General features: G+C 60.7%; 18 protein-coding genes. 12 read left to right on the forward strand and 6 right to left on the reverse strand.

Annotated features, from left to right (window positions below; all coding sequences use genetic code 11):
- Positions 1-163: 163 nt before the first annotated feature.
- A complete protein-coding gene (locus tag EYB53_RS16035) occupies positions 164-463 on the reverse strand; it encodes a CsbD family protein (protein ID WP_135479437.1) in 300 nt (99 codons plus the stop codon).
- 401 nt (positions 464-864) lie between these two features.
- On the opposite strand from EYB53_RS16035, the gene EYB53_RS16040 reads away from it, so the two are divergent.
- On the forward strand, positions 865-2,514 hold the full coding sequence (locus EYB53_RS16040; RefSeq protein ID WP_135479438.1) for an MFS transporter: 1,650 nt from the start codon (positions 865-867) through the stop codon (positions 2,512-2,514).
- A 153-nt stretch (positions 2,515-2,667) separates the two neighbouring features.
- On the opposite strand, the gene EYB53_RS16045 is transcribed toward EYB53_RS16040, so the two are convergent.
- The 3 genes from EYB53_RS16045 to EYB53_RS16055 form a co-directional block, all read right to left on the reverse strand.
- Positions 2,668-3,462 (reverse strand): hypothetical protein, encoded by a 795-nt coding sequence (locus tag EYB53_RS16045; RefSeq protein WP_135479439.1) that lies wholly within the window; start codon positions 3,460-3,462, stop codon positions 2,668-2,670.
- A gap of 18 nt (positions 3,463-3,480) precedes the next feature.
- Entirely contained in the window at positions 3,481-4,155 is a 675-nt protein-coding gene (locus EYB53_RS16050; protein ID WP_135479440.1) for a GAP family protein, read from the reverse strand.
- A gap of 184 nt (positions 4,156-4,339) precedes the next feature.
- The gene (locus tag EYB53_RS16055) at positions 4,340-4,996 is read right to left on the reverse strand and encodes a peroxiredoxin (protein WP_205712669.1); all 657 of its coding nucleotides are present in this window, start codon (positions 4,994-4,996) and stop codon (positions 4,340-4,342) included.
- 382 nt (positions 4,997-5,378) lie between these two features.
- On the opposite strand from EYB53_RS16055, the gene EYB53_RS16060 reads away from it, so the two are divergent.
- A complete protein-coding gene (locus EYB53_RS16060) occupies positions 5,379-7,787 on the forward strand; it encodes an ATP-binding cassette domain-containing protein (RefSeq protein ID WP_135479442.1) in 2,409 nt (802 codons plus the stop codon).
- On the opposite strand, the gene EYB53_RS16065 is transcribed toward EYB53_RS16060, so the two are convergent.
- A complete protein-coding gene (locus EYB53_RS16065) occupies positions 7,784-11,470 on the reverse strand; it encodes a two-component regulator propeller domain-containing protein (protein WP_167857437.1) in 3,687 nt (1,228 codons plus the stop codon). The two genes, EYB53_RS16060 and EYB53_RS16065, sit on opposite strands and share 4 nt — an antisense overlap.
- Before the next feature lie 530 nt (positions 11,471-12,000).
- On the opposite strand from EYB53_RS16065, the gene EYB53_RS16070 reads away from it, so the two are divergent.
- The 8 genes from EYB53_RS16070 to EYB53_RS16105 all read left to right on the forward strand — a co-directional run bounded on the left by EYB53_RS16070 (position 12,001) and on the right by EYB53_RS16105 (position 20,812).
- Positions 12,001-12,561 carry an LURP-one-related/scramblase family protein gene (locus tag EYB53_RS16070; RefSeq protein WP_097653712.1) on the forward strand — a complete coding sequence of 187 codons (561 nt, stop codon included), beginning with the start codon at positions 12,001-12,003 and terminating at the stop codon, positions 12,559-12,561.
- Between the two features lie 67 nt (positions 12,562-12,628).
- Complete coding sequence (locus tag EYB53_RS16075) at positions 12,629-13,456, forward strand: hypothetical protein (protein ID WP_135479444.1); 828 nt, start codon at positions 12,629-12,631, stop codon at positions 13,454-13,456.
- Positions 13,457-13,484: 28 nt separating this feature from the next.
- Positions 13,485-14,876 carry an anaerobic sulfatase maturase gene (locus EYB53_RS16080; protein WP_135479445.1) on the forward strand — a complete coding sequence of 464 codons (1,392 nt, stop codon included), beginning with the start codon at positions 13,485-13,487 and terminating at the stop codon, positions 14,874-14,876.
- A gap of 406 nt (positions 14,877-15,282) precedes the next feature.
- A complete protein-coding gene (locus EYB53_RS16085) occupies positions 15,283-15,525 on the forward strand; it encodes a hypothetical protein (RefSeq protein WP_135479446.1) in 243 nt (80 codons plus the stop codon).
- Between the two features lie 251 nt (positions 15,526-15,776).
- Positions 15,777-17,315, forward strand: a complete 1,539-nt coding sequence (locus EYB53_RS16090; protein ID WP_135479447.1) for an arylsulfatase — start codon at positions 15,777-15,779, stop codon at positions 17,313-17,315.
- A gap of 44 nt (positions 17,316-17,359) precedes the next feature.
- Positions 17,360-18,301 (forward strand): HAD family hydrolase, encoded by a 942-nt coding sequence (locus EYB53_RS16095; protein ID WP_135479448.1) that lies wholly within the window; start codon positions 17,360-17,362, stop codon positions 18,299-18,301.
- Positions 18,302-18,457: 156 nt separating this feature from the next.
- The gene (locus EYB53_RS16100) at positions 18,458-20,143 is read left to right on the forward strand and encodes a SulP family inorganic anion transporter (protein WP_135479449.1); all 1,686 of its coding nucleotides are present in this window, start codon (positions 18,458-18,460) and stop codon (positions 20,141-20,143) included.
- Between the two features lie 33 nt (positions 20,144-20,176).
- Positions 20,177-20,812, forward strand: a complete 636-nt coding sequence (locus EYB53_RS16105; RefSeq protein ID WP_167857438.1) for a response regulator — start codon at positions 20,177-20,179, stop codon at positions 20,810-20,812.
- 160 nt (positions 20,813-20,972) lie between these two features.
- Here the strand turns inward: EYB53_RS16105 and EYB53_RS16110 are convergent, their stop codons facing one another.
- The gene (locus EYB53_RS16110; RefSeq protein WP_135479451.1) at positions 20,973-21,842 is read right to left on the reverse strand and encodes a DUF1350 family protein; all 870 of its coding nucleotides are present in this window, start codon (positions 21,840-21,842) and stop codon (positions 20,973-20,975) included.
- A gap of 225 nt (positions 21,843-22,067) precedes the next feature.
- Between EYB53_RS16110 and EYB53_RS16115 the strand changes: the two genes are divergently transcribed.
- Both EYB53_RS16115 and EYB53_RS16120 read left to right on the forward strand, forming a co-directional pair.
- Positions 22,068-22,532 carry a LuxR family transcriptional regulator gene (locus EYB53_RS16115; protein WP_167857439.1) on the forward strand — a complete coding sequence of 155 codons (465 nt, stop codon included), beginning with the start codon at positions 22,068-22,070 and terminating at the stop codon, positions 22,530-22,532.
- A 104-nt stretch (positions 22,533-22,636) separates the two neighbouring features.
- On the forward strand, positions 22,637-24,829 hold a 2,193-nt coding region (locus EYB53_RS16120), incomplete at its 3' end, for a carboxypeptidase regulatory-like domain-containing protein (protein ID WP_205712670.1).

The raw sequence follows: 24,829 nt of genomic DNA on the forward strand, positions 1-24,829 counted from the left end.
CACGAGTTTTGAGGCCCAGGGTCTAGCGGCCCGAGAAGAAAAAACGCAGCGCTGACCAGGAAATTCGCGTAGACGCAGCAACATGATCACCAGGCCAACGTGCTGCTCTGCATATGCAGAGCAGCACGTTGGCCTGGTGTGTGATACGGCCTATTGATAAAGCCTACTGGTTCGCCTTCTGGCGGCTTTTGCCCTTGAGTTCTTTGGCCTTGCCTTCTGCCTGCATCTGCTCGTTGTTGATCAGGCTTCCGATCGTGCCTTCAACCTTGCCCCCGACCTCCTCGCCGATGCCTTTGATCTGCTCATCCGCTTTCGCCACGGCCTGGCGAGCCTGGCCCTCGACCTTCTGAACGTGTCCTTCTGCCTGCATCTGCTCGTTACCTATGAGATCGCCGATGCCTTCCTTCACCGCCCCTTTGACTTCCTCCACCTTGCCCTTTGCGCGCTCAGTTCCGTTATCCATCTTCTTATATCCTTTCATTTGCCCGCTGAAGTGACTGTTGTTGCTTGTGCTGCTGCCCTTATGAAGTTGAACCTTAATCCGCCGAGGAATGCGCTGACAATGCTGATGATTCTTAAGTATAATCCTGGGCGTAGCAAGCAGGTAGCAGGTAAACGGTTTGTTCGCGGTCAGGTTTTTCCTGTCAATGCCAGGATGGTGAGCGTTGCCGCTTAAGACAAAACAGATCTTGAAGGGTTGGGGCCGCAGGCCCTGTATGTCCATGGGGATGAGCCAAAAACTGTTCGTCTGGCGGGTGCAGTACTGACCAACTTTGCATACGCTCTGTTTATCATCTCTCCTTCGTACCCAACGTGGGACACGATGTTTGGTGACCCCAATTCAATTGAAGGAGTTGAGTGACGATGGCAAGCGATTCAGGCGATGTGGCTGATACGAGAAGAACGGTGACGGACGTACCGACGGTACCATCACCGCGCCAGTACGACGACCCGCAGCGCTGGTGGATTCTGGCGGCTTGCTGCACGGTCGCCTTTGCCTTGCAAGCCGAGCCATTTTTATGGATGATTGGCTACGAGATTCCTTCGTCGGCCTTCGGGACAGGCTGGAACGAGTACCGTATTCTCGCCAGTCTGGGTGTCTTGCTCTTTGTGGCCTTCCAGATTATCGGCGGCGTCCTGGGTGATCTGCTTGGCCGACGCAAGATCCTGCTGATCGGCGCGGTGGGGGCGACGCTCTTCAACCTATTCTCGCTGCTCGCCCCCAATTTGCTGGCGCTCACCCTCTTACGGGCGATGGTTGGCGTGATGGGTGCCCTGGCCTTCCCGCTTACCCTGGCGCTGATCCGCCTGACCTTTGAGGGCACCGAGCGCACGCGGGCGCTGGTGATTTACACCTTTGTGACGGGTGTGGGGGTGCTGGCGAGTCTGCTTGGCATTCCGTTTGAGTATTGGTGGGGCTGGCGTGCGGCGCTCGTCTTGCCGATCGTTGTCGGTGCGATAGGCCTCTACCTTGCCTGGCGTTATGTTCCAGAAAGCCGTGCCCAGGGCGGCTTCGGGCGCTTCGAAGCGCTCACCGCTGCGGCATGGGCGATGGTTTTTCTGGCCGCCATGTTTGGCCTCGTGATGGCCCGCCTTAGCGGCACCTGGTTCAACCCGATCACCGTCACGGCGGGCGTTTTCAGTGCGCTCGGCTTGCTGCTGCTGATCGTCTGGACCCAATTTGCCCGTCGGCAGAACCTCTTTCGTGGTGCGGCAAACGAGGTTCCGCGCCACTTCCTGTCGCTGTTGCTGCTCGTCTCGGCGGCCCTCAGCTTTGGCTTGGTGGGCTATGCGCAGATGCTGTACGGCTTCTTTTTCACTGCGCGGCAGCTTCCGGGTTTCATTGCTGGGGTCGCACTGGCACCGGTCTTCCTCGGGAATCTCTTCATCCTACGTTGGGCCGCCCGCTTTACCACCAGTCAGCCGGCCTATGTATCGGTGGGCGGCGGCCTGGCGGCGATGGGCGTGGCGATGTTGCTCACCGCGCTGGCGCGCCCGAATACGCCCTACCTGTTCATTATCCCGATGATGATGCTGTTCGGCATCGGCTTCCTGATCGCCTCGGCCTCGTGGGCCTACTTCTTCTTTGCGGCCCTGCCAGCCGACCTGATCGGCCTCAGTTCAGGGCTCAACCGGGCTGCCGGGCTCATCGGCAGTGGCCTGTCCGGCGTATTGCTCGCTACCGTCCTGGCGTTGAGCGGAACTGCCGACTTCAAGCTGCGCATGGCCGATCTGACGCTGACCCCGCAGCAGCAAGCCGTCGCGCTGCAAGCCGTTGATACGGCTCTTCGCCAGGGTATCACCGCCGACGACATTGCCCAGGCACCGGGCGCAATCGTCGGTCTTGGGCTAATGGCGGCGTACCGCGAAGCCTTTAGTGTTGGCGTCGCCTCGGCCCTGATCCTGGCAGGTGCCGTCTGCCTGGCCGTTGCCGCCGTCGCGTGGTTCTGGTTGCGTGGCGTGAAGCGTGCTGCGGACGATACCGGTGAAACTCGTTCACAGGCCAATGAGTAGGCGGTGACGTACCTTGCGCCTTTGCGCCTTTGCGCCTTTGCGTCAAATCAACTAAGCTGACGCAAAGGCGTGAAGGGTGCGCTCACCTACGCGAAAAACCTTGCGCCTTTGCGCCTTTGCGTCAAATCAACCGCACGCCAAAGTACGGTGCCACTAGCGGCGGCGGGCGGGACGGGTGCTTCGCTCCTCGCGCTGCCGACCGAACATCCACCCCCAGGCATGCGCGGCAAGGCTGAGCTGGCCGAGGGCAAAGAGTACCAGGAGGGCGCTGATGGTGGTTGTACTCACCGTTGACCAGAAGGTGAGGGCCTGGCGAACATCGATCAGCGCCAATTGCACGGTGCTGGTGCGCTCCCTGCCCTCGGCAAGCGTGGCGCGCACCTGGCTCAGGCGTTCTTCGAGCCGGTCGGTGGCAGACTGGAGGAGCACGTTATCGCGCGTTTCGATGGCCGTACGCACAAGACGGGTCTGATCGCGGGCGGCAGTGATCTCGCTATCAAGGGTCGTCAGCGGATTGGCAAGGGTGGGCACGTCGAGAAAGGGCAACTGGTTGAGTTGCTCGATGCGCTGGTTAAAGCGCTCTAAGCCCTCACGGAGGCGTTGGGCACGAGAGGTGAGTTGTTCCAGCGCAGGTTGCAGTTCCTCAGTAACGACCTGCTGCATCTGTTGCGCCACTGGCCCATTGGCCCGTTCGGTACGCAAGAAGGCCAAACTGGTTTGCACCAACCTGAGCCTCTCTTCTACCTCAGCAACATTACTGTCAAGGGTGTCAATTGTCTGAATCGCCAGATCGAGGTAGTCGGTAATGACATCGACCATGGCAAGTGTCGTCTCATCGACGGTGGCTTTGGCGATCCAGGCCCCGATCGTCCCGGTCGCAGCGAGCAGGAAGGTCAGCAGCGCAAGGACGAAAAGAATGCCCGCGAAGATTCTGCGCAACAGTGCCATAGTTCTCCTTTGGACGGCCTATCTATTCAGGAAGCCATTTACGCCGTCCCATGTGAATAACAAGCCGAACACCAGCGCGGCCGTGATGGAGATCGGGCGATTGTAGGTTGTGAGCCATGCGGTCGCACGCTGAAGGAACGCACGGGAACGCTTTGGTGCAACTGCGACGAAAAGCACTGCGAGGATGAGCAGGATCTGTGCGAAGAAAATGTAGGCCGCGTACGCGATGATCGCGCTGGTTTGGTCGATCTCCGCCCCGTTGATGATGGCAAGGGCCGAGAGGGTGAAGGCCCAGAGTTTCGGGCCGATCGCGATGCCCAGCGCACCCAGGCCAAAAGCCTTGAGGGCGGTGGTCTGGTCGAGTGACTGTATCCACTTTGGCGGTGGTTCGTCTGGATCCTCTTCCTTGCGCCATTTCTTGAACGAAGCGATCAGGAGCAGGATGCCAAGGATGAGCTTCAGCGTTGCAGCCACGAGACCGCTCTCTCCCGCTGCATCGTCTGATGAAGCTGCCAGTAATGCGCCAAAGAGCAATCCCTGGGCCACGCGAATGAAGGTCATGCCGAGGACGAAGGCGGCGGCCTTGAGCAGGCCGCCCGGGCTGGCGAGCAGCAACAGGACAATGATGAGCCAGATGGGGGCCAGGACGTTGCCGAGGATCATCGGCAGCAGTTCGCCAAACAGGGCGTTCATGGAGATTCTCCTTGGTATGAGCGGCTCACGTTGTGATCGACTCTCGTGCTCCCATCGTTTTGCCAGGGAATTGGCGTATATCGGGAGCGTAGAGTTGGGCTACTCTATATTACAGCATATGCGCGAGCAGTTGATACGCGGCACAATGATGGTTTCGCTCCGACCCAGTTGAATGGGTGCGCACCTATCCGGCTGGATCAGGAGACCTGCCAGGTGTGCGCCACAGCGATCCTGGGGGTACCGGAGGATCGTCTCGGCGCACACCTGACAGGTCTGACTGGTGGTCGGCGAGCCAGGCGACAACCTGCCCTGCATGGGTGTCGGGCGGGAAGATTGGGTAGAAGACGTGCTCAATCACTCCGTCGTGCAACACGAGGGTCAGGCGTTTGATCAGGCGCATCCCGTCGACGGTGAAGGTGGGCAACCGCAAGGCGGTGGTCAAGCGGAACTCGGCGTCGCTGAGGATGGCGAAGGGCAGATGCAGCCGCGCTGCAAACTCCTGCTGATACGCGGTATCCTGGGTGCTCAGGCCGAAGACCGTCGTACCCCGAGCGCGAAGCTCGGCATGGTGATCCCGGAAGCCACATGCCTCTGGGGTGCAGCCGCGAGCACCGGGGATAGTGTCCCAGTCGGTAGGGAGCGCCTGGCCGGGCACGCCGGTGCGCGGGTAGCAATAGACGAGCGTGCGACTGGGCAGTGCGGCAAGGTTGACCGTGCTTCCATCGGTCGCGGTGAGCGCCAGTGATGGCACGGCACAGCCGACAAGGTGGGCGCATGCACCGTCGTCCTCGGGAACGGGCAGGTCGGCGGGGAGTTGCTCAAAGCTGGTGGGTTGGCTCACGACATGGCTCTCCTGACAAAATGGCGGCTTGCTGAGATTGTACCATTGCTCCGCACCGCCACGCATACGTTGCCCGGTGACATTGGAAGGGCTACGCTGAAAATGGGGGAACCACGTTCCCCCATTTTCAGCGTAGCCCTGGTTGGAATGCTAGGGCTGATGCAAAGTCATCTCGATCGTCCGCAGATTACGCAGATTACGCAGATGCGGAAGCTTTAATCTGCGTAATCTGCGTAATCTGCGGACACTATCTAACCCTACTGGGACTTTGCACCAGCCCTGGTTGGAATGCACGGTGAGGGTGTGCTGTGCGTTCATATGTGCTATAATGCCGCGAAGTATAGCGGTTTGCACCATGTAATGGTTCCCTGCGGAGGTTTGTATGGCTCCTTCCAATCAGCACCCCGCCGATTGCCACGATCTGATTCGCGTCAAGGGTGCGCGCGAGAACAATCTGAAGGATGTCCATGTTGCGATTCCCAAGCGTCGGCTGACGGTCTTTACTGGGGTCTCGGGGTCGGGCAAGTCGTCGCTGGTGTTCGGTACCATCGCCGCCGAGTCACAACGCCTGATTAACGAGACCTACAGTGCGTTCGTGCAGGGTTTTATGCCAACCCTGGCGCGGCCCGAGGTTGATGTGCTGGAAGGGCTGACGACGGCGATCATCGTTGACCAAGAGCGTATGGGCGCGCATGCCCGCTCCACTGTCGGCACCGCCACCGATGCCAACGCGATGCTGCGGATCCTGTTCAGCCGCCTTGCTCAGCCGCACATTGGGCCTCCTACCGCCTACTCGTTCAACGTCCCGACGCGTACTGCCAGCGGGTCAATGAGCGTTGACAAGGGCAAAGGCGAGAAAGTCGTGGTGCGCGATGTTGTCTACCACGGCGGCATGTGCCCGCGCTGTGAGGGCATGGGCAGCATCAGCGACATCGACTTGAGCCAGCTGTACGATGCGAGCAAGTCGCTCGCTGAGGGGCCGTTCACGATTCCGGGGTATAAGGCGGGTGGTTGGGAAGTGCGGATCTACGCCGAATCGGGTTTCTTCGACCCGAACAAGCCGATCAGCCAATATACCAACCAAGAGCTCCACGACTTTCTCTACAAGGAGCCGGTTAAAATTAAGTTCAACGGTATCAATTTGACCTACGAAGGGCTCGTTCCCCGTGTGCAGAAATCGTTTCTCTCCAAGGACATCGAGGCGCTGCAACCGCATATCCGTGCCTTCGTGGAGCGGGCGGTGACGTTCACAATCTGTCCTGATTGCAACGGTACCCGACTCAATGAAGGGGCCCGGTCGTCCACGATCAACGGCAAGAACATTGCCGATGTCTGCGCGATGCAGATCAACGATCTGGCCGTGTGGCTGCGCGACCTGAACGAGCCGTCGGTGGCCCCGCTGCTCGCCAAGCTCCAACACCTGCTCGATTCGTTTGTGGAGATCGGGCTGGGCTACCTCAGCCTCGACCGTCCGTCGGGTACCCTGTCGGGTGGCGAGGCGCAGCGCACCAAGATGATCGGGCATCTCGGCTCGTCGCTCACCGACGTGACCTACGTCTTCGATGAGCCGACGATTGGGCTGCACCCCCACGACATCCAGCGCATGAACAACCTGCTGCTGCGGCTGCGCGATAAGGGTAACACGGTTCTGGTCGTTGAGCACAAGCCAGAGGTGATCGCCATCGCCGACCACGTCGTTGACCTCGGTCCTGGCGCCGGTACCGCTGGTGGTGAGGTGGTTTTCGCGGGCACGGTTGACGGATTGCGGGCCAGTGGCACGCTCACCGGGCGTCATCTGGAGGACCGGGCCTCGCTGAAAGCATCGGTACGGACGCCGTCGGGAGTGCTGGCGGTGCGCGGTGCTTGCACGCACAACTTGCAGCATGTCGATGTTGACCTTCCACTCGGCGTGCTCGTCGTCGTGACCGGCGTGGCCGGGTCGGGCAAAAGTTCGCTGATCCACGGCTCGGTGTCGGGACGGGACGGCGTGGTGGCGATCGAGCAAGCCCAGATCCGCGGCTCGCGACGGAGCAACCCGGCGACTTACACTGGTCTGCTTGACCCTATTCGCACGGCGTTTGCGAAAGCCAATGGCGTGAAACCAGCGCTGTTCAGCGCCAACTCCGAGGGCGCCTGCCCTACCTGCAATGGTGTCGGGGTGATCTATACCGACCTGGGGATGATGGCCGGCGTCACCACCGTCTGCGAGGAGTGCGAGGGTCGCCGGTTTCAAGCGTCGGTGCTGGAGTATCGGCTCGGCAGGCTCAACATTGCTGAGGTGCTCGACCTCACGGTCGATGAGGCGGTCGGCTTCTTCGCTGACGGCGCGGCGCGTACACCGGCTGCGCAGGCGATTCTCCGGCGTCTGGCCGACGTAGGACTGGGCTACGTGCGGCTCGGCCAACCGCTCACGACGCTATCGGGCGGCGAGCGGCAGCGGCTCAAGCTCGCAACGCACATGGGTGGCGACGCCAGGGTCTACGTGCTCGACGAGCCGACCGCCGGGCTGCACCTGGCCGACATCAAGCAGTTGCTCGATCTGCTGGATCGGCTCGTCGAAGCGGGAACATCGGTCATCGTGATCGAGCATCACCAGGCAGTGATGGCGCATGCCGACTGGATCATCGATCTCGGCCCGGGCGCGGGCCACGACGGTGGACGGATCGTCTTTGAAGGTACGCCGGCTGACCTGGTGGCGGCGCGATCAACGCTGACCGGCGAGCACCTGGCGGCATTCGTCGAGAGCCATCCGCAGGTTGCCATCCCAGGCCCTGCCGAACGCCGCATCTAGTCGTATTGCCTGACGTTTTTCGCTTGCCAGTGCAAGCTGATCGTCGTGCCCCCGCCGGGCTCGCTGTCAAGCGTGAGCTGTGCCCCGATCTCGCTCGCTCGCTCTTGCATAATCTCTAGGCCCAGGCCGCTGTGTGACCCATGCGTTGGAGCAAAACCTCGGCCGTCGTCACTCACCCGTAAGAAGACCTCATCCGGGCTGCAATCGAGGCTCACCACAATCGTCGTAGCGGCGGCATGTTTGACCGCATTGTTCAGACTTTCCTGTGCGATGCGGTAGCAGGCCAGTTGCACGTCCGGGGCCAGAGTACAGTCATTGGCGATCTTCACCGTGATCGTGACGGCGCTGTGGCTGCCGCGCAGCGAGGTAGCAAGGATCTGCACGAGCCGCCCCAGGGACATCTCGGTTAAGGTTTTGGGCCGTAACTCCAGCAGCAGCGTACGCATCTCGGCCAACGCACCAGCGGTCAGTCGGCGCAACTCTTCTGCGCCGACAATGGCCCGTTCGGGCGAACGCGCCAGGGCATCGGGCAGAGCCTCGGCGATCAGGCTGGCAGAGAAGAGGGTCTGCGTGACAGCGTCGTGCAACTCGCGGGCCACGCGGGCGCGTTCTGCCAGGGTCGCGGCACTCCGCGCGTGTTCGCGCAGGCGATCATTCTCGAGCGCGAGCGCGACCGGGCTGATAAAGGGCTCGAGTTGCGCGATCTCCAGCGAACCATAGCTATCTGGCTGCGGGTGGGTGAGCACCAGGACACCAATCACCCGCTCTTGCACGAGCAGTGGCACCACCAGCCATGCCTGGGCACTCACCGACTGCCCGAGCATCGTGCCAACATAGTCCAGTGCTTTGCCATCAATGTCGGCAGTCCTGAGCACCTGGGTCGTTCCTGCTGCAAGGACGTGATGGAGCAACGGGATCTGGCCGAGATCAAGGTGTAGTGGGTCACTGCGCTGCGCGAGTTTCTGGCTTCGCAAGGCGCGAAGGGTCAGCGTCTGTTCTTTGAGCGTGAAGATTGCTCCGGTACTAAAGGGTACCACCTCCCCGATCTGATCGAGGATACCGCCGAGCAGCGCATCGAGATCGAGGCTCATGATCAGCGTACGCTCGAGTTGCACCTGGCGTTCCAGGCTGCTGTTGGCGTTGGCGAGAGCGGCGGTGCGGGTAGCGACTTCGGCCTCGAGCCGATGACGCTGGCGCTCCTCCCCTCGCAGGCGCAGACCCACCCCACCAACGGCGCTCCCCAGGATGAGCATACCGCTCAGCAGGGTGAACCACCACGTTTGCCACCAGGGCGGTACAACGGTGATGCGTAGCCGCCGTAGCGCGTCACCCCAGACACCCTCGCCATTGGCGGCCTGAAGCTCGAAGGTGTAACTGCCCGAGTTGAGGTTGGTGTAGGTGGCGAGGCGGCGCTCGCTGTCGACCTCGACCCACTCTGGCGCGAAGCCAACCAGGCGATAGCGGTAACGTGCCGCATCGGGCGCACGATAGTCGAGGGCGGTGAACTCGAGACTGAGCACCTGATCGCGATAGGTGAGGTGCAGTTCGCTCGCCGCATTGATCGTGGTGGTCAGGGGTGCCGTAGGGCCGACGACAAGCGGTTGGTTGGCGACCAGCACATTGGTAAACACCACCGGTGCGACGTCGGTCTGCGGTCGCACGTCGCTAGGAAAAAAAGTGACCAAGTTGTCGAACCCGCCCATGATAAGTTCGCCAGAGCGCGTGCGTGCCGAGCCGTTCAGCGGGAAGCCCCCTGGTGGTAAGCCTGACGAGGCAGCGGTATAGGCCACGCTCTTGCCGGTGCGCGGGTCGAAGCGGATCAGACCCTGGTTTGACGTGAGCCAGAGGTTGCCCTCGTTGTCCGGTTGGATGCCATTCAGCTTGGCGCTCAGTATCCCTTCGGCGACGGTGTAGCGCGTGAAGCGTCCGGTAGCCGGGTCGATTCGATTCAACCCGCCATTCCAGGTAGCCGCCCAGAGCATGCCCGCCGGGTCGGCATAGAGTGCCAGGACGGTGTTCGACCCCGGTGTGTTCGGGTCGTTTGGATTGTGCCGATAGTTGGTGAAGCGACCAGTCGCCTGGTCGAGATGACTCACCCCGGCACCCTCGTGGCCGAGCCAGAGGTTGCCCCACTGGTCTTCGACGATCGCGCCGACGTTGTCCGAACTGATACTGGTCGGATCGTCAGGATCGTGGCGATACCGGGTAAAGCGTTCGGTTTGTGGATCGAGGCGAAGCAGTCCGCCGCCCCGCGTGGCGATCCAGATCGCCCCGTCGCGGCTCTCGTACAGGTCGAAGATGTCGCCGTGGCTCAGCGCCTCAGGATTGGCGGGGTTGGCGGGGTAGTGGACGAACTGGCCGGTCGTGCGGTCGAAGCGGTCGAGGCCGGTGTGGTAGCCGATCCACAGCGTCCCGTTCCTGTCGAGCAGCAGGGCCTGGGGCCGGTTGCCGGCGGGGCTGTTGGGGTCGGCAGGGTCGTGGCGGTAGTGCGTCACTACGCCTCGCTCACGGTCGAAGCGGGCGAGGCCCGATTCGGCCACGCCGAGCCAGAGCGCGCCGTCTCGATCTTCGGCGGTGGCCCGCATCATCCCAGGCCGGAGGGCGTTGGGCTGGGCCTGCGGGTCGGGGCTCGCCGTGTGAACCGTGAAGGGCCCTGGCTGGAGGTTCACCATCGCAACGCCACGATCCTCCGTTCCGACCCAGAGCAACCCATCTTCACTCGGAAAGAGTCGTTCGATGCTCTCGGTCGCCAGCCCACCACCTTGCACCACGAGGCTATTGAAGTTGGTGAAGCGACCGCTTGCTACGTCGAACTGTACAAGACCGCCGCCATACGTGGCGACCCAGAGCTCGCCCGGGGTTGTCTCGGCAAGATCCACCACGTTGCTGTTTGGCAGTCCGGCGTAGCTGGTGAAGTGTTGGGTTGTCTCGTCGTAGCGGTAGAGGCCGGCACCGGTGACGCCGATCCACAGCACTCCGGTGCTGTCGCGAAAGAGTGTCGCAACCGCATCGCCACCGATCGAGTTCGGGTCGGCGGGGTTATGGCGCTGGGTCGTGAACCATCCGGTCGCAGGCTCGAACCGATTCAGCCCGCCCCCTGTGGCAACCCAGAGCCCGCCGCGCCCATCGTCGAGTATATCTGTAACCCGATCATCGCTCAGGCTGAACGGGTCGCTCGGGTCGTGGCGGTACCGGGTGAAACGTCCCGTCGCACGGTCGAGCCGGTTCAGGCCTCCATCCAGTGTGCCGACCCAGAGGGTGCCCGCCGCATCCTCGAAGATGGCACGCACGGCGTTGCTGCTCAGACTGGTTGGGTCGGTGGGGTCGTGGCGGTAGAGGGTGAACTGCTCGCTGTGTGGGTCGTAGCGATTGAGGCCACTCGCGAGCGTGCCTATCCAGAGCATGCCCTCACGGTCAGTATAGAGCGTTTCGATCTGACCACTGACGGGCGTGTTCGGGTTGGTTGGATCGGGACGGTAGATGACAAAACGATGGCCGTCGTAGCGCGTCAACCCCTCGAGGGTGCCGAGCCAGAGAAAGCCGAAGTGGTCGCGGGCAATAGCATACACCGTAGGGTGGGGAAGCCCCTCGGCAATGCTCAGCATCCGCACCTTTAATTGCCCCGCAGCCATAGCCGCCTCGCCCGCACCGACACTGTGGACAGGGGCAAGCAGCATCAGCATCAGGACGACAACTACCGCCCAGCGTGTGACGCACGCGTATGCACGTATGGGAGAACCGGTGAAGCTGTGCATACGATGAAGTATAAGGTCGTATGACGGAGGGCGGACTATCCTCTTGGATAGGCGGATGCTTGTCCTCATCTGCCCCGTTCTAACTATCTACAAGAGCCATCAGCAAACCAAGCAAACAGTTCTTCCGCCACGGACGCGACTGTTATATAATCATTGAGCACAACGTACTGATATCTACATGAATAATCTGTCAACGACGTTTCCTGACATGCTCGCGACCGTGTCATCTGGTAGCGCATATGGTAGCGCGGGCTTCCAGCCCGCGTGGGGTTTGCGGGCTGGAAGCCCGCGCTACTATGGTGTACGTAGCACCTGTTGCTTCGGAACGTAGCGAAGCATCTCGGGTGTGGGGACGCCTGAGTGTCAGACCTCAAAGGTCTTCAAGACCTTTGAGGTCTCAGAACGGTCAACGAGCCTGAAACCTTGGTTCATACCAAGAACGAAAGGATGAGCAAACAATGCGCGGACGACAACAAGCTCGGCGCGAAGATCGCCAACAGGAGCGTGAAACCTTCGGACGCCGTGGAACTGCGGTGCGCTACCAGGTACGCCAGCGGATGGTCGCTATCGGCGACGATTTCTGGATCGAAGATAGCGACGGCCGACGTGCGTATAAGGTTGACGGCAAGGCGCTGCGCATCCGCAAGACCTTGCTTATTGAGGATCTTCAGGGCAACCTGCAGTGTCGAGTCCAGGAGCGGATGCTCCGCGTGCGCGACACGATGGAGATCGAGGGGCCTGATGGCAAGACCATGGCAACGGTGCGTAAGGCGCTCATCACTCCGGTGCGCGACCGCTGGACCGTGAAGATCGGCGGTGGGCCTGACCTCGAGGTACAGGGCAATATTCTCCACCACGAATATACCATCGGCGACGGCGACCGCAAGATTGCCGAGGTCTCGAAGAAGTGGTTTCGTCTGCGCGATACCTATGGTGTCGCGGTGGAGCCAGGTCAGAACGAGGGGCTGATCCTCGCGGTGGCGATTGTGATCGATATGATGGCTCACGGTGGACGATAGAATCTTTCGTTGGTGGGCGGGCGAAGCTTCGCCCGCCCACCAACGATAATGGAAATGAGGAACAGCAATGCAAAGCGGACCAATCCAGGTGCTTACATTTGCGTTTGACCGCGTTGACCGGTTCGAGGGCCAGATTTTGCGTGAGCTCGACGAGTTGCGCAGCCACGGCATGATCCGGATTCTTGACCTGCAGTTTGTGCTGAAAGAGGCTGATGGCACTGTTCATACCCTCCACGAGCGGGATTTGCCCGATGGCAGTGTGAGGAGCTTCGGTACCCTGATCGACCCGCTGCTCGGCCTCGTGGCGACGGTCGAGACCTACACCGAGCAAGCACCAGGAGCCGAGACCATGCTGAGCCCCGAGCACGGGGCTGGGCTTGACCTTGATGTGATCCGTGCGGCGGTCACTGACCTTGCGCCCGGAACGGCCGCCGCGCTCGTGCTGGTAGAGCACGCCTGGGCGCTTGGTCTTGGGGCCGCAATCACTGAGGCCGGGGGCCACATGGTTACCCAGGGCTTCCTCACCCGCAATGCGTTGCTCGCCGTTGGTCAAGAGCTCAACGCGATCGTTGAGGCCGAGGTCGCCATCGAGCGGGCGGCTGCGGCGCGTGGTGCGGCACTGCTTGATACCCTTACCACGCTGACTGCCGCCGAAGAAGTTCAGCGCGAGGCGATGGCCTCGGCGATTACCACTGTCGTTGGCGTCGAAGCGTTCCGTTCCACCGTCGCCGCCGAGGCCGTGCGCGCCCTCGTCGTCGCCGGCTTGCTCACCGAGGCGGATGCCCCTGAGGCAATCGACATCCTGGTCGACGCCGAACTGATCAGCGAAGCTACGCTTGATGAGGCGAGTGCCACCGCCGATGCCATCCTCGCTGAGCTCAGCCAGGACTGGTAAGCCGCGCTGTCGTATAGAAGGAGGAGGCATGGTCGCCCTCAGCACAGGTGCCAATCCCACCGCGCCGGTCACGTCCAACGGGGCGCGACCGTCCGCGTTTCACGTCCTTGCCAAGCCCACCGGGGCGATCTGCAACCTCGACTGCGCCTATTGCTTCTTCCTCGCCAAAGAGCAACTCTATCCCGGTTCCCGGTTCCGCATGGCCGACGATGTCTTGGAGGCCTACATCGGCCAGTTGATCGCCGGTCACGCCAGTGACCACGTCACGATTGCCTGGCAGGGCGGCGAGCCGACCCTGATGGGTCTCGACTTCTTCCGTCACGCCATGGCGATCGCCGAGCGCCACCGCCGCCCAGGGATGCGCTTCGAGCACACTATTCAGACCAACGGCACGCTGCTCGACGACGAGTGGGGTGCCTTCTTCAAGGAACACGGCTTCCTGGTCGGCATTAGCCTCGACGGCCCCGCCCACCTGCACGACATCTATCGCTATGATAAGGGCGGCAAGCCGACGTTCGACAAGGTCATGCGCGGCGTGCGCTTGCTCCAACAGCATGGCGTCGACTTCAATGTGCTCACCACCGTCAACAGCGCCAACGCCGAGCATCCGCTCGAGGTCTATCGCTTCTTGCGTGACGAAGTTGGCACCGACTGGATGCAGTTCATCCCGGTGGTCGAACGGATCAACACCGACGGGCGGGCGCTGATCCAGGAGGGCGATACCGTCTCGGAGCGCTCGGTAGGGGCCGAGCAGTTCGGGCGCTTCTTAACGACGATTTTCGATGAATGGGTGCGGAACGACGTGGGCAAGGTCTTTGTGCAGACCTTCGAGGCAGCCGCTCGTAGCTGGCTCGGTCTTAGCCCGCGGATGTGTGTCTTTGACCAGACCTGTGGCCTCGGCCCGGCCCTCGAACACAACGGCGACCTCTACACCTGCGATCACTTTGTTGAGCCAAAGCACAAGCTCGGCAACATCAAAGACGTGCCAATGATCGAACTGGTGAGTTCGGATCAGATGAAGAAGTTCGGCCAGGACAAACGCGATACGCTCCCACAATACTGTCGGCAATGCCCGGTGCGCTTTGCCTGCAACGGCGAATGCCCAAAGAACCGCTTCATCCTGACCCCCGATGGCGAACCGGGGCTAAACTACCTCTGCGCGGGCTACAAAGCCTTTTTCACTCATATCGATCAGCCGTTGCGGATCATCGCCGGCTTGCTTCGTCAGGGGCGCAGCGCCGCCGAAGTCATGCCGATCCTCGCGCGCGCCGACGCCGAGTTTGCGCGCCTCCTGGCAAAAGCAGGGCGCAACGACCCCTGCCCCTGCGGGAGTGGGCGCAAGCTCAAGCACTGTCACGGGGCGCAGCCTGCTCGGGCGAAGACCGGGGCGGACTCGCCCACTAATACCATTTACCGTTGAGGAGGCCGCATTGTCACTCTGAGTACCACATGGCCTGTGGGCCAGTGATGCCGTGAGCAACCAGGGTGTTGCACCGGCCCGCCCATGTCACCCCGAACGAACGTGAGGGGTCTTCCATGACGATCAGGGCAGATTCCTCACTGCGCCTGCGGCTTCGTTCGGAATGACCGCAGAGGCGTTGCGATCCGACCATGAGGTTTGTTTCTCAGGAGCGAAGCGAAGGGTCTCGGGCGTCCCGACGACACAGATGCTTCGCTGCGCTCAGCATGACAATGCGGCACCTTCAAGCGGAATTGGTATAACCTATCGTTTCCGTGACCGACAATTGCCTATCCAGCATCATTTGCCTGGCCCAACCGAATGCTATGTGTCTGATAACGCCGCTGCACGCGGCAGGAGATCTTTTATGAGTTTTCAGGATTGGATGCTTTGGATCCTATCGGTCACGCTGCTCAGCATCTACATCGCCGCCGTGTTTACCGTCTGCCGTCTCACCTTCCAGAAGGGCTACGGGATACTCGGCATCATCGGCATCTTCTTCCCCATCCTCTGGCTGATCGGCGCGATCCTGCCAGCCAAGCCGGGCTCGCGATTCGCACTCCAGCAAGAACTGGCGATGAAACGCCAAGCTGAGCAAGCGTCACGCTAACGGCACTGCCTGCGCGGGCGCAGGGCTCATGCAAAGTCCCAGTAGGGTTAGATAGCATCCGCAGATTACGCAGATTACGCAGATGCGGAAGCCCTAATCTGCGTAATCTGCGTAATCTGCGGACGATCAGAAGGACTTTGCATCAACCCTGTGCGTAGGGGCAAGCTCTGGTAGGGAAGCGCCCACACGGAACTATTTACTGCCCGTTTTTGAATGTGTCTTAAGTCTATCCGGAAAGTGAGGACTTGCAGATGACCGACAAGCAACCGAATATCCTGCTCATCTGGGGCGACGATATCGGCATCACCAACCTGAGTTGTTACAGCGATGGGTTGATGGGCTATCGTACGCCCAACATTGACCGCATTGCCAACGAGGGCATGCGTTTTACCGACAGTTACGGTCAGCAGAGTTGCACCGCGGGCCGCTCGGCTTTTATCACCGGCCAGAGTCCCTATCGCACCGGGCTCACCAAGGTGGGCATGCCGGGGGCGGATAAGGGCATCCAGCCCGAGGATCCCACGATCGCCGAGTTGCTCAAGCCGCTGGGCTACGCCACCGGTCAGTTCGGCAAGAACCACCTCGGCGACCGCAACAAGTACCTGCCCACCGCCCGTGGCTTTGACGAGTTCTTTGGCAATCTCTATCACCTCAACGCCGAAGAGGAGCCAGAGCACGTGGACTACCCGCCCGAGGCGGACTTTCCTAACTTCACGCAGATGTTCGGGCCACGCGGCATGATCCGCTCGTGGGCCACCGACGAGGACGACCCGACCGAGCATCCGCGTTGGGGTCGCGTCGGCAAACAGCGCATTGAGGAAGTCGGCCCGTTGACCCGCAAGCGCATGGAGACCTGCGACGTCGAGTTCGTTGAGGCTACCCAGGACTTTATCAAACGCGCCCATGCCGACGACAAGCCCTTCTTCGCCTGGCTCAATACCACCTGGATGCACTTCCGCGTCCATCCACCGGCCCACGTGCTTGGCCAGGCCGGGCGCTGGCAGTCCGAGTACCACGATGTCATGGTCGAACACGACAAACACGTGGGCCGCGTGCTCGACCTGCTCGACGAGCTTGGCATCGCTGACAATACGATCGTGATGTACTCGACCGATAACGGCCCGCACATGAACACCTGGCCCGACGGCGCGATGACCCCCTTCCGCAACGAGAAGAACTCGAACTGGGAGGGTGCCTATCGCATCCCGATGCTGGTGCGCTGGCCTGCCGAGATCAAGGCAGGCACGATCTCCAACGAGATCATCAGCCTCGAGGACTGGCTACCCACGCTGCTCGCCGCCGCCGGTGAGCCAGAGATCGGGGCCAAGCTCAAGGAGGGCCACCAGGTCGGCGACACGACGTACAAAGTTCATCTGGACGGCTACAACTTCCTGCCACACTTCACTGGCGAGGAGGCAAAGGGGCCGCGCCAAGGCTTCTTCTACTTCTCGGACGATGGCGACCTGGTGTCGCTGCGTTACGACAACTGGAAGGTGGTCTTCGCCGAGCAGCGCATGGCCGGAACCGTCCAGATCTGGGCCGAGCCGTTCGTCTTCCTGCGCATCCCCAAGATCTTCAACCTGCGCACTGACCCGTATGAACGGGCGGACATCACCTCGAACACCTACTGGGACTGGATGATCGACCGGGCCTACATGATCTACGCGGCCCAGTTCATCGTGCAGCAGTTCCTCGCGAGCTTCATGGCCTTCCCGCCGCGCATGAAGGCGGCCAGCTTCGGTATCGATCAGGTGATGGCGAAGATGGAAGAGGCGTTGAGCAATAACTAAACTATGGTGTGGGAGAACCAGGTTCTCCCACACTCCCTTAATCTATGACAACTCACAACCTTGCCAGTTGGAACGACACGCCGACCTGCCAGGCGATCCTCAATTTCGTGGACGCCGTCACCGACGAAACCAGTTCGTGCTACGTGCCGCCCGCCGAGCGGGTCGCCGTCTTCGACAACGATGGCACGCTCTGGTGTGAAAAGCCGCTCTACGCGCAACTCGATCTGTTGCTACGCAAGTTGGTCACGCAGGCCGAGCAAGACCCGGCCCTGCGTGCGCGACAACCGTGGCAGGCAGCGTATCACAAAGACTACGCCTGGCTGGGGGGGGCGATCACGCGCTATTACCAGGGTGATCACACCGACGTGAGGCTCATGCTTAACGGCATCCTCGCCCTCGCTGATGGCCGGGACGTCGAAGAGGTCGAGGCCGAGGCTGCGGCCTTTGTCTCCCATGAGCGCAACCCCACCCTCGGCCGTACCTATGCCGCAGTGGTCTATCAACCGATGCTCGAGTTGCTGCGTTTTCTCGAAAGCCACGGCTTCACCTGTTATATCGTCTCGGGGAGCGGGCGCGAGTTTCTGCGTGGCATCGCCGAGGCACTCTACGCCATCCCCCGTGAGCGCGTGATCGGCAGCACGGTGGCCTATGCCTATGAAGTGCGTGACGGTGTCGGAACGATCGTGCAGAAGGCCGAGCTTGATGTGGTTGACGACGGGCCAAATAAGCCCATCCAGATCTGGGGTGTCGTTGGGCGCCGCCCGATCCTTGCCGCAGGCAACTCCAACGGCGACCTGGCGATGCTCCAGTACGCGGGCGACCTTGCGCTGCCGGCGCTGCGCCTCCTCCTGCTGCACGACGATGCCGAGCGCGAGTTCGCCTATACAGCCGGTGCCGAGCACGCCCTGGAAGCGGCCCATACCCAGGGCTGGACAGTGATCAGCATGCGCGACGACTGGCGTCAGGTCTTCCCGGACGTCGGGTAACTATCTTTGCCTGGGAGCGAGGGCGTCCTGCCCTCGGGGAGCCTTCGAGGGCGGGACGCCCTCGCGCCCAGGATTACCCGACATGTGAGCACGTACGATGTCAGCAGCTAATTGGGCGTAAATCCTGCACGCAACGGTTTTTGGAAAGCGAGAACCATGAATCTTCCGTTCCGGGGTCGGCAGTTCTTCAACCGCGCCACCGTCCGCGAGGATCTCAGCGCCGGTCTGGTGCTGGGCATCCAGAGCATCCCCGGTGGGTTGGCCGCGGGCCTGCTTGCGCTGGTCAATCCAGTCTACGGCCTCTACAGCTACATGACCGGCGTGATCACGGGCGCGTTCTTCACCAGCTCGGTCTTTATGTCTGTGCAGGCCACCAGTGCAATGGCGCTGATCATCGCCAGCGTGCCCCTGGTGACGCAGGCGTCGGATCCCAACGTCCCGCTCTTCACATTGGCCCTGTTGACCGGAGTGCTCATGCTCGCGGCGGGCTTGTTCAAGCTTGGCCAGTTGGTGCGCTTCGTGCCCAACTCGGTGATGGTCGGCTTCGTCAACGCCGTCGCCCTGCTGATCATCCTGGGGCAACTGGATGACTTCACCGGCTACAATAGCTCGGGGCCGAACCGTGTGGTCAGAACTTTCGATCTCCTGCGCAACATGGAGCAGGTTCATGTGCCGACCCTGGCGGCCGGGGTGCTGACGATCATTCTGATCCTGACCCTCGAGCGGACGCAACTGAAGGCGCTGGGCATGGTGATCGCGCTCTTCTTCGTCTCGCTGATCGTCCCCCTGGCTGGTGCCGAGCAGATTGCTCTGGCGAGGGATATTGCCGACATCCCCAGTTCGCTGCCAATGCCCGTGCTGCCGTCGCTGGCGCTCGTGCCCGTGCTGCTCATCCCCGCGCTCTCGCTCGCTTTTGTCGGGTTGGTGCAGGGCGCGAGCATCAGCGCGTCAGTTGCCAACCCCGATGGCCGTTTCCCGAATGCATCGGGCGACTTCGTTGGGCAAGGGGCAGCGGGCATTGTCGCCGGGGTGCTTCAGGGCATGCCGGTTGGTGCGTCGATGTCGGCCACGTCGCTGGTCATCGGGGCGGGTGCCCGTTCACGCCTGGCCAACATCGTGGCCGGCATCGTGATCGCCCTGGGCATCCTGCTCTTCGGGCGGTTGGTGGGCCTGATAGCGATGCCCGCCCTGGCGGGACTGCTGATCGTGATCGGTTTCCGTACGCTCAGGCTCAGCCAGGTGGTGACGGTCTGGAAGACCGGGGTGGTTCAGCAGACCGTGATGCTCTTGACGTTTAGCGCCGGGCTGCTGGTTCCGTTGCAATACGCCGTGTTGATGGGCGTGGGCCTGGCGGTGCTGCTGTACGTGTTCCAGCAGTCGAACCGGGTGCGGGTGGTAACCCTGAAGATCGAGCCGGGGCAGTTCCCCGTCGAGGGTGAGCCACCAGCAGAGGTGCCTGGTCGCCAGGTGACCATTCTGGTTCCCTACGGCAGCCTCTTCTTCGCCGCCGCCCCGGTCTTCAACGCGCAACTTCCGACGGTCACAGAAAGCTCACGCAACGCCGTCGTGATCCTGGTGCTGCGGGGCGAGACAGAGTTAGGCAGCACCTTCATGGATGTAATTGCCCGCTATGCCGAGGCGCTGCGCGGGCAGAATAGTCGGCTGATGCTGTCAGGGGTGGCACCCTCCGTCGAGATTCAGCTCGAGCGGACGGGGCTGTTGTATGCCCTCGGTCGAAAAAATATTTTCATCGTGGACGAACGTGTTGGTCACGCGCTCCAAGAGGCGATGGACGCCGCCGAGCGTTGGATTGACGCACAACCGTTGGCAGGCAGAACGTGAGACCGATCGAATATGAGCAGCGCGGAGGAGTTTATGACCAACCCACCTATTCGGGTGCTCTTAGTTGACGATCACGCTGTGGTGCGGGGAGGCCTGCGCTACTTCCTCGCAAGCTCCGACAACATTGAGATTGTCGGCGAGGGCGCAAACGGTAGCGAAGCGCTCGAGCTCGCCGCGCAACTCGCGCCCGACGTGGTCATTATGGACATGATGATGCCGGTGATGGATGGGCTTACCGCCACGCGGGAGCTACGGCGGCGCTTTCCGCAGGTACGTGTCCTGGCACTGACCAGCTTCGGCGAAGGCGAGATCGTCCAGCAGGCGTTGCAAGCCGGGGCGATCGGCTATCTCCTGAAGGACGCCCAGGGCAGCGATCTGGTCGCAGCCATTCGTGCGGCCTTCGCCGGTACACCGGTGCTCAGCCCCGATGTTACTAGGGCTTTGGTGAGCGCCCTGAATGCCCCGCCAATCCCCGGTGGCGACCTCTCCGAGCGCGAACGCGAGGTGCTGCGTCTGATGGTTGCCGGCTTGAGCAACGAGCAGATCGCCGAGCAACTCTTCATCAGTCGCAACACCGTACGCCATCACGTCCACAACATCCTCAGCAAGCTGTCGGTCGCCAACCGTACCGAAGCCGTTGGCCTGGCAGTCCAACACAAGGTAGTGTAAGGCCGAAGCATTCGCCCCCCAATCAACCTGGTTTTCGCCAATCCCTGAGGTGGTGAAGGCTACATCCTCCAAGTACCATTGGTATAATGCAGCGCAGGCGGGGCGACGTCTAAGTCGCCCCACCTGCGCTGCATATTGTGAAACTGCCCCGGTGGGCTTTTCACGCAAGCTGTGCCTTGAGGCTGCGTGGCGCACGGTCGCGGCGACGCCCAAGCTCGGCGAGAAATTCCAGCGCGGTCTGCTCGATCGCCCGTGGCACCGACTTGCTCCCAATCAGGCTTGCCGACCGCAGGCTATAGACCATGTCACCATAACGGATGCCAACCGGCTCGAGGTGATCACCGGCCAGTTCGCGGTGCAGCACCGGATACGAGGTTCGTGCTTCCAGTGTCTGGAGGAACCAGGCCACATCGCTGACCTCGGGCGAATCGTGGGCGCGCCCGGCAATCGTATCCTGATCAAATGAGATGAGCGCCGTCAATCCAAAGAGATCATCCTGCTCAATCAAGCGTTGCGTCTCGGCCCGGGAAGGCCGCACGCCCAGGCCAAACTGATCCAACAAGCGAGGCACAACTGGTAGAAACGGCACTGCATCCCTGGTGTCTGACATATCGGGGGCCAGCAAGAGGGACGGCTCATCAAGAATACCAGTACGGGTTGCCGATGCCAGGCTCATCCCTGGCAAGACAAACTTGCCCGTGGCACTATCGGTGAACGCTTCAAGCAGGGCCAGATACTTACAGCCAACGCTATGCCCCACCCAGGCCTGTGGGAGTTCGGCCAGCTTGGGGAGCCGTTCACGCAGCGTGTCGCGCTCAACCAGAAGCTGTTCCGCAATCAGATCGTGGCGAAAGCCGAACTGAAACGGCACCACAATCAGGCTATACCCCGCCTCAAACAGACTCTCCAGAAAATGGGCATACGCCGTCGTTGGCAACTGTCCAAAAAACTGCCCCCCATAAAACGTAATCACCCCGATCGGGCGCGGGTGCAAGGCGACAAAACTCCTTGAAACGCGTCGGTAACGCATGCGTGCTCCTTTGCTGTCGTCACACGAGGGTCTTCGCGATCTGAGACACCTACGATGCCGGTAAGTATACCATCTGCGCCTTTGCGCCTTTGCGTCAAATCATCAGAAAACCTCGTTGCCAGACGAACAATGTGTGCCGCCATTGCAAAAACAAGAGTCTTTTGCCCCTCTCTGGTACAGATGAGATAGAGAGCGTTATCTCTCCAGATAATGAGGAGCAAAGCGATGCCAACGATCAACCGCCCTCACCTTACCCTACGTGAACATGACGTGATGCGTCTCATTCTTTGTGGGCACAACGACGGCCAGATTGCGGCCCAGCTCTATCTTGGCCTCCAGACCGTCACCACCTATGTTCAGCATGCCTGTCACAAACTTGGCGCGGCGAACCGTACCGTTGCCGCGCTCAAGTATGACCTCTATTATGGCACGCCACTCACCGCATGCACCTCTTGCGCGCCCCCACTGAGCCCACGTGAGCAGATGGTGATCGAAATGGTTGCCAGCGGTGCAAGTGATCGCGTGATTGCCGCCCACCTGCACCTCTCGCTCTCCACCGTGCGCCAGCACATGCTCAGCCTGCGCCAGAAACTTGGTGCCCCTAACCGCATTGCAGCGGCGGTTGAGTACTATCGCCAGGTAAGACTTTTGTCTTATATGAAAATGACAGGTAGCACGTCGCGGCATTGAACCCTACCATGTCATGGGATAGTGTGTCGAGAGAAAGCAGTGACTTTGCTTGTCCGCTTGCTTGATGATTGATTGCCCTCGCATCATTGTAGGAAGGCTTTGCTATGAATCGCCCGTCCTTGCTCGCGAGAATGACTAGCCTGGTGATCTTCACCATACTCATTATCCTGCTCGCCGCACCTAATCTGCGACACGCAACGGTAGGTGCGACTATCTTGGCTCGTGAATCGTTGCCCGCTGTTCCAGCGCAGTTTGAGACTCACCCTGTCTTGTCTGAGCCTGCATTCGCAACGCTTCGTGCGACCTTGCCGATGACGGCAACAACCACGCTGACAGAGCTTCCGCTTCAGGTTGAACGCACCCAAGTGTGGTTGCCTTTAATCCGGCATGCGCCGAGCGAGCGTACTGCTATCTGGCAGCCACTCGTCAATACGCAACAGGGCTATCGCCTTTGGTATCCTTCAACCGGGAAAGCGACGCTCTATCAACCTGAGGGAGTGCTGCACATCTTGGTTGATCATGCTACTAGCCCGTTGGTAGTGCAAATGTTTGCGAATCCGGATCAGCTCTCTCTGGAAGAATGGTTAGACTCACCATCCAACCATCGCTCTGCAGCTACTGCCGCAGCCTGTCAACATCTAGTGGTTAATCAGCATGATGCGTGTGCGTATCGCTTGTTTGCTGGAGATCATTGGAATACCCATCTGTTGCTTACGTATGCTACGGATGTTTATGAGTTCATTTATCCGTTTGGGGGTTCACAAGAAGGGGTTTTTGCGGACATCGTTGCCACTTTCATTCCTGGGCTTGCGCCAGATGCAACTGATCAAGGTTTTACTCTCATTGATCGTGAGGCTGCACCGCCAATGCTTGCTCAGGAAATCGCCCCTATCAGCGTGCCCTACTTCAATCAAGGTGATGCGCGGTGGGCTTCGCATCGACTGGGAACATGTAGTGTAACGATTGGAAGCCATGGATGTGCGATGACTTCTATGGCGATGCTCTTCAATTATTATCAGCCTTCGTTTACCGACCCTGCTGCACTGAATCAATGCCTGACGAATAAAGGAGGGTATCTGAATGGATGTCTGCTCTATTGGCGCAATCAGTGTATGCCTGCGGGGGTAACATACTCAGGATCTGGTGACATTGATACGGAGCTCCGCAACCGACGCCCGGTGATTGTAGGTGTCGATGGTGGAGCACACTGGGTTGTTGTGATCGGCAGGCGGAGTGATGGCCGATATACGATTAACAATCCCAGTTCATATTCAACCTCTACTCTTGGTCCTTCAGTCCTTGATCCTGGCAGAATATCGGATATTCGCCGTTACAATGGGACGGTTCCCCCACCCCCAGAGATGGCTATTGATAATCCGGCACATGGAGCCTCGGTCAATCGCGATATTCTCATCAGAGGCTGGGCGATGCATCGCGCTGCGGCAAGCGGCACCGGTGTCGATGCGGTTCATATCTATTTTGATGGGCCCGCTGGAAGTGGGGCCCACGGTGTGGCTGCGACGTATGGTACGCGTCGTGATGATCTTGCTGCTGCGCATGGCGAGCGTTTTCGCTATGTTGGCTTTGAGTTTGTGATCAATTCGGCTCAATTGAGTCTTGGTCAGCATACGTTGTATGTCTATGCGCGGAGCACGGTGACCGGCGAGTGGCAGCTGCAGACGCGCACATTTACGGTGGTCAATATCCCCCCGAATATGCCGACGCACGCAACACCCGCGAATGGAGTCACCCTGGTTGGGCCGACGGTTACGTTTACCTGGAATGATGCTGGTGATCCCGATAATCGCCCGCGTGACTATCGTGACTATGTGCTGCAAGTGATCAATAGCGCAGGCACGGTTGTCGCTGAGATGCCCTGGGCCGCGACGACCCGTTGGCAGACCAACCTAGCCGATGGAGCCTATACCTGGCGTCTGCAGGCCGGTGATGGTGCCGAGGGCAGTGGCTGGTCATCCAATTGGTCCTTTACTGTGCGGACGATCTATACGGTCAGCGGTCAGGTGACTGATGCGAATGGCGCTGGCCTCGCCGGGGTGACGGTCAGCGATGGAACCCGCAGTGCGACGACCAACGCCGAGGGCGCGTATACGCTGAACAACGTGCCACCGGGAACCTATACGCTGACCCCGACGAAGGAGGGGTATCGCTTTGAGCCAGCGACACGGAATGTGACGGTCAATGGCAATGTGACCGGACAGAATTTTGCGGCCCGTCTGTTGACCTATACGGTCAGCGGTCAGGTGACTGATGCGAATGGCGCTGGCCTCGCCGGGGTG

Source organism: Candidatus Chloroploca mongolica, assembly GCF_004762035.2.
GTDB classification, from domain to species: Bacteria; Chloroflexota; Chloroflexia; order Chloroflexales; family Chloroflexaceae; genus Chloroploca; species Chloroploca mongolica.

What these genes read in the sequence shown, in the direction of transcription:
- EYB53_RS16040 (WP_135479438.1), top strand. Translation starts at nt 865, where the DNA reads ATGGCAAGCGATTCAGGCGATGTGGCTGATACGAGAAGAACGGTGACG.
- EYB53_RS16045 (WP_135479439.1), bottom strand. Translation starts at nt 3,462, where the DNA reads ATGGCACTGTTGCGCAGAATCTTCGCGGGCATTCTTTTCGTCCTTGCG.
- EYB53_RS16100 (WP_135479449.1), top strand. Translation starts at nt 18,458, where the DNA reads ATGAATCTTCCGTTCCGGGGTCGGCAGTTCTTCAACCGCGCCACCGTC.
- EYB53_RS16090 (WP_135479447.1), top strand. Translation starts at nt 15,777, where the DNA reads ATGACCGACAAGCAACCGAATATCCTGCTCATCTGGGGCGACGATATC.
- EYB53_RS16085 (WP_135479446.1), top strand. Translation starts at nt 15,283, where the DNA reads ATGAGTTTTCAGGATTGGATGCTTTGGATCCTATCGGTCACGCTGCTC.
- EYB53_RS16105 (WP_167857438.1), top strand. Translation starts at nt 20,177, where the DNA reads ATGACCAACCCACCTATTCGGGTGCTCTTAGTTGACGATCACGCTGTG.
- EYB53_RS16115 (WP_167857439.1), top strand. Translation starts at nt 22,068, where the DNA reads ATGCCAACGATCAACCGCCCTCACCTTACCCTACGTGAACATGACGTG.
- EYB53_RS16095 (WP_135479448.1), top strand. Translation starts at nt 17,360, where the DNA reads ATGACAACTCACAACCTTGCCAGTTGGAACGACACGCCGACCTGCCAG.
- EYB53_RS16035 (WP_135479437.1), bottom strand. Translation starts at nt 463, where the DNA reads ATGGATAACGGAACTGAGCGCGCAAAGGGCAAGGTGGAGGAAGTCAAA.
- EYB53_RS16070 (WP_097653712.1), top strand. Translation starts at nt 12,001, where the DNA reads ATGCGCGGACGACAACAAGCTCGGCGCGAAGATCGCCAACAGGAGCGT.
- EYB53_RS16060 (WP_135479442.1), top strand. Translation starts at nt 5,379, where the DNA reads ATGGCTCCTTCCAATCAGCACCCCGCCGATTGCCACGATCTGATTCGC.
- EYB53_RS16080 (WP_135479445.1), top strand. Translation starts at nt 13,485, where the DNA reads ATGGTCGCCCTCAGCACAGGTGCCAATCCCACCGCGCCGGTCACGTCC.
- EYB53_RS16110 (WP_135479451.1), bottom strand. Translation starts at nt 21,842, where the DNA reads ATGCGTTACCGACGCGTTTCAAGGAGTTTTGTCGCCTTGCACCCGCGC.
- EYB53_RS16065 (WP_167857437.1), bottom strand. Translation starts at nt 11,470, where the DNA reads ATGCTGATGCTGCTTGCCCCTGTCCACAGTGTCGGTGCGGGCGAGGCG.
- EYB53_RS16075 (WP_135479444.1), top strand. Translation starts at nt 12,629, where the DNA reads ATGCAAAGCGGACCAATCCAGGTGCTTACATTTGCGTTTGACCGCGTT.
- EYB53_RS16050 (WP_135479440.1), bottom strand. Translation starts at nt 4,155, where the DNA reads ATGAACGCCCTGTTTGGCGAACTGCTGCCGATGATCCTCGGCAACGTC.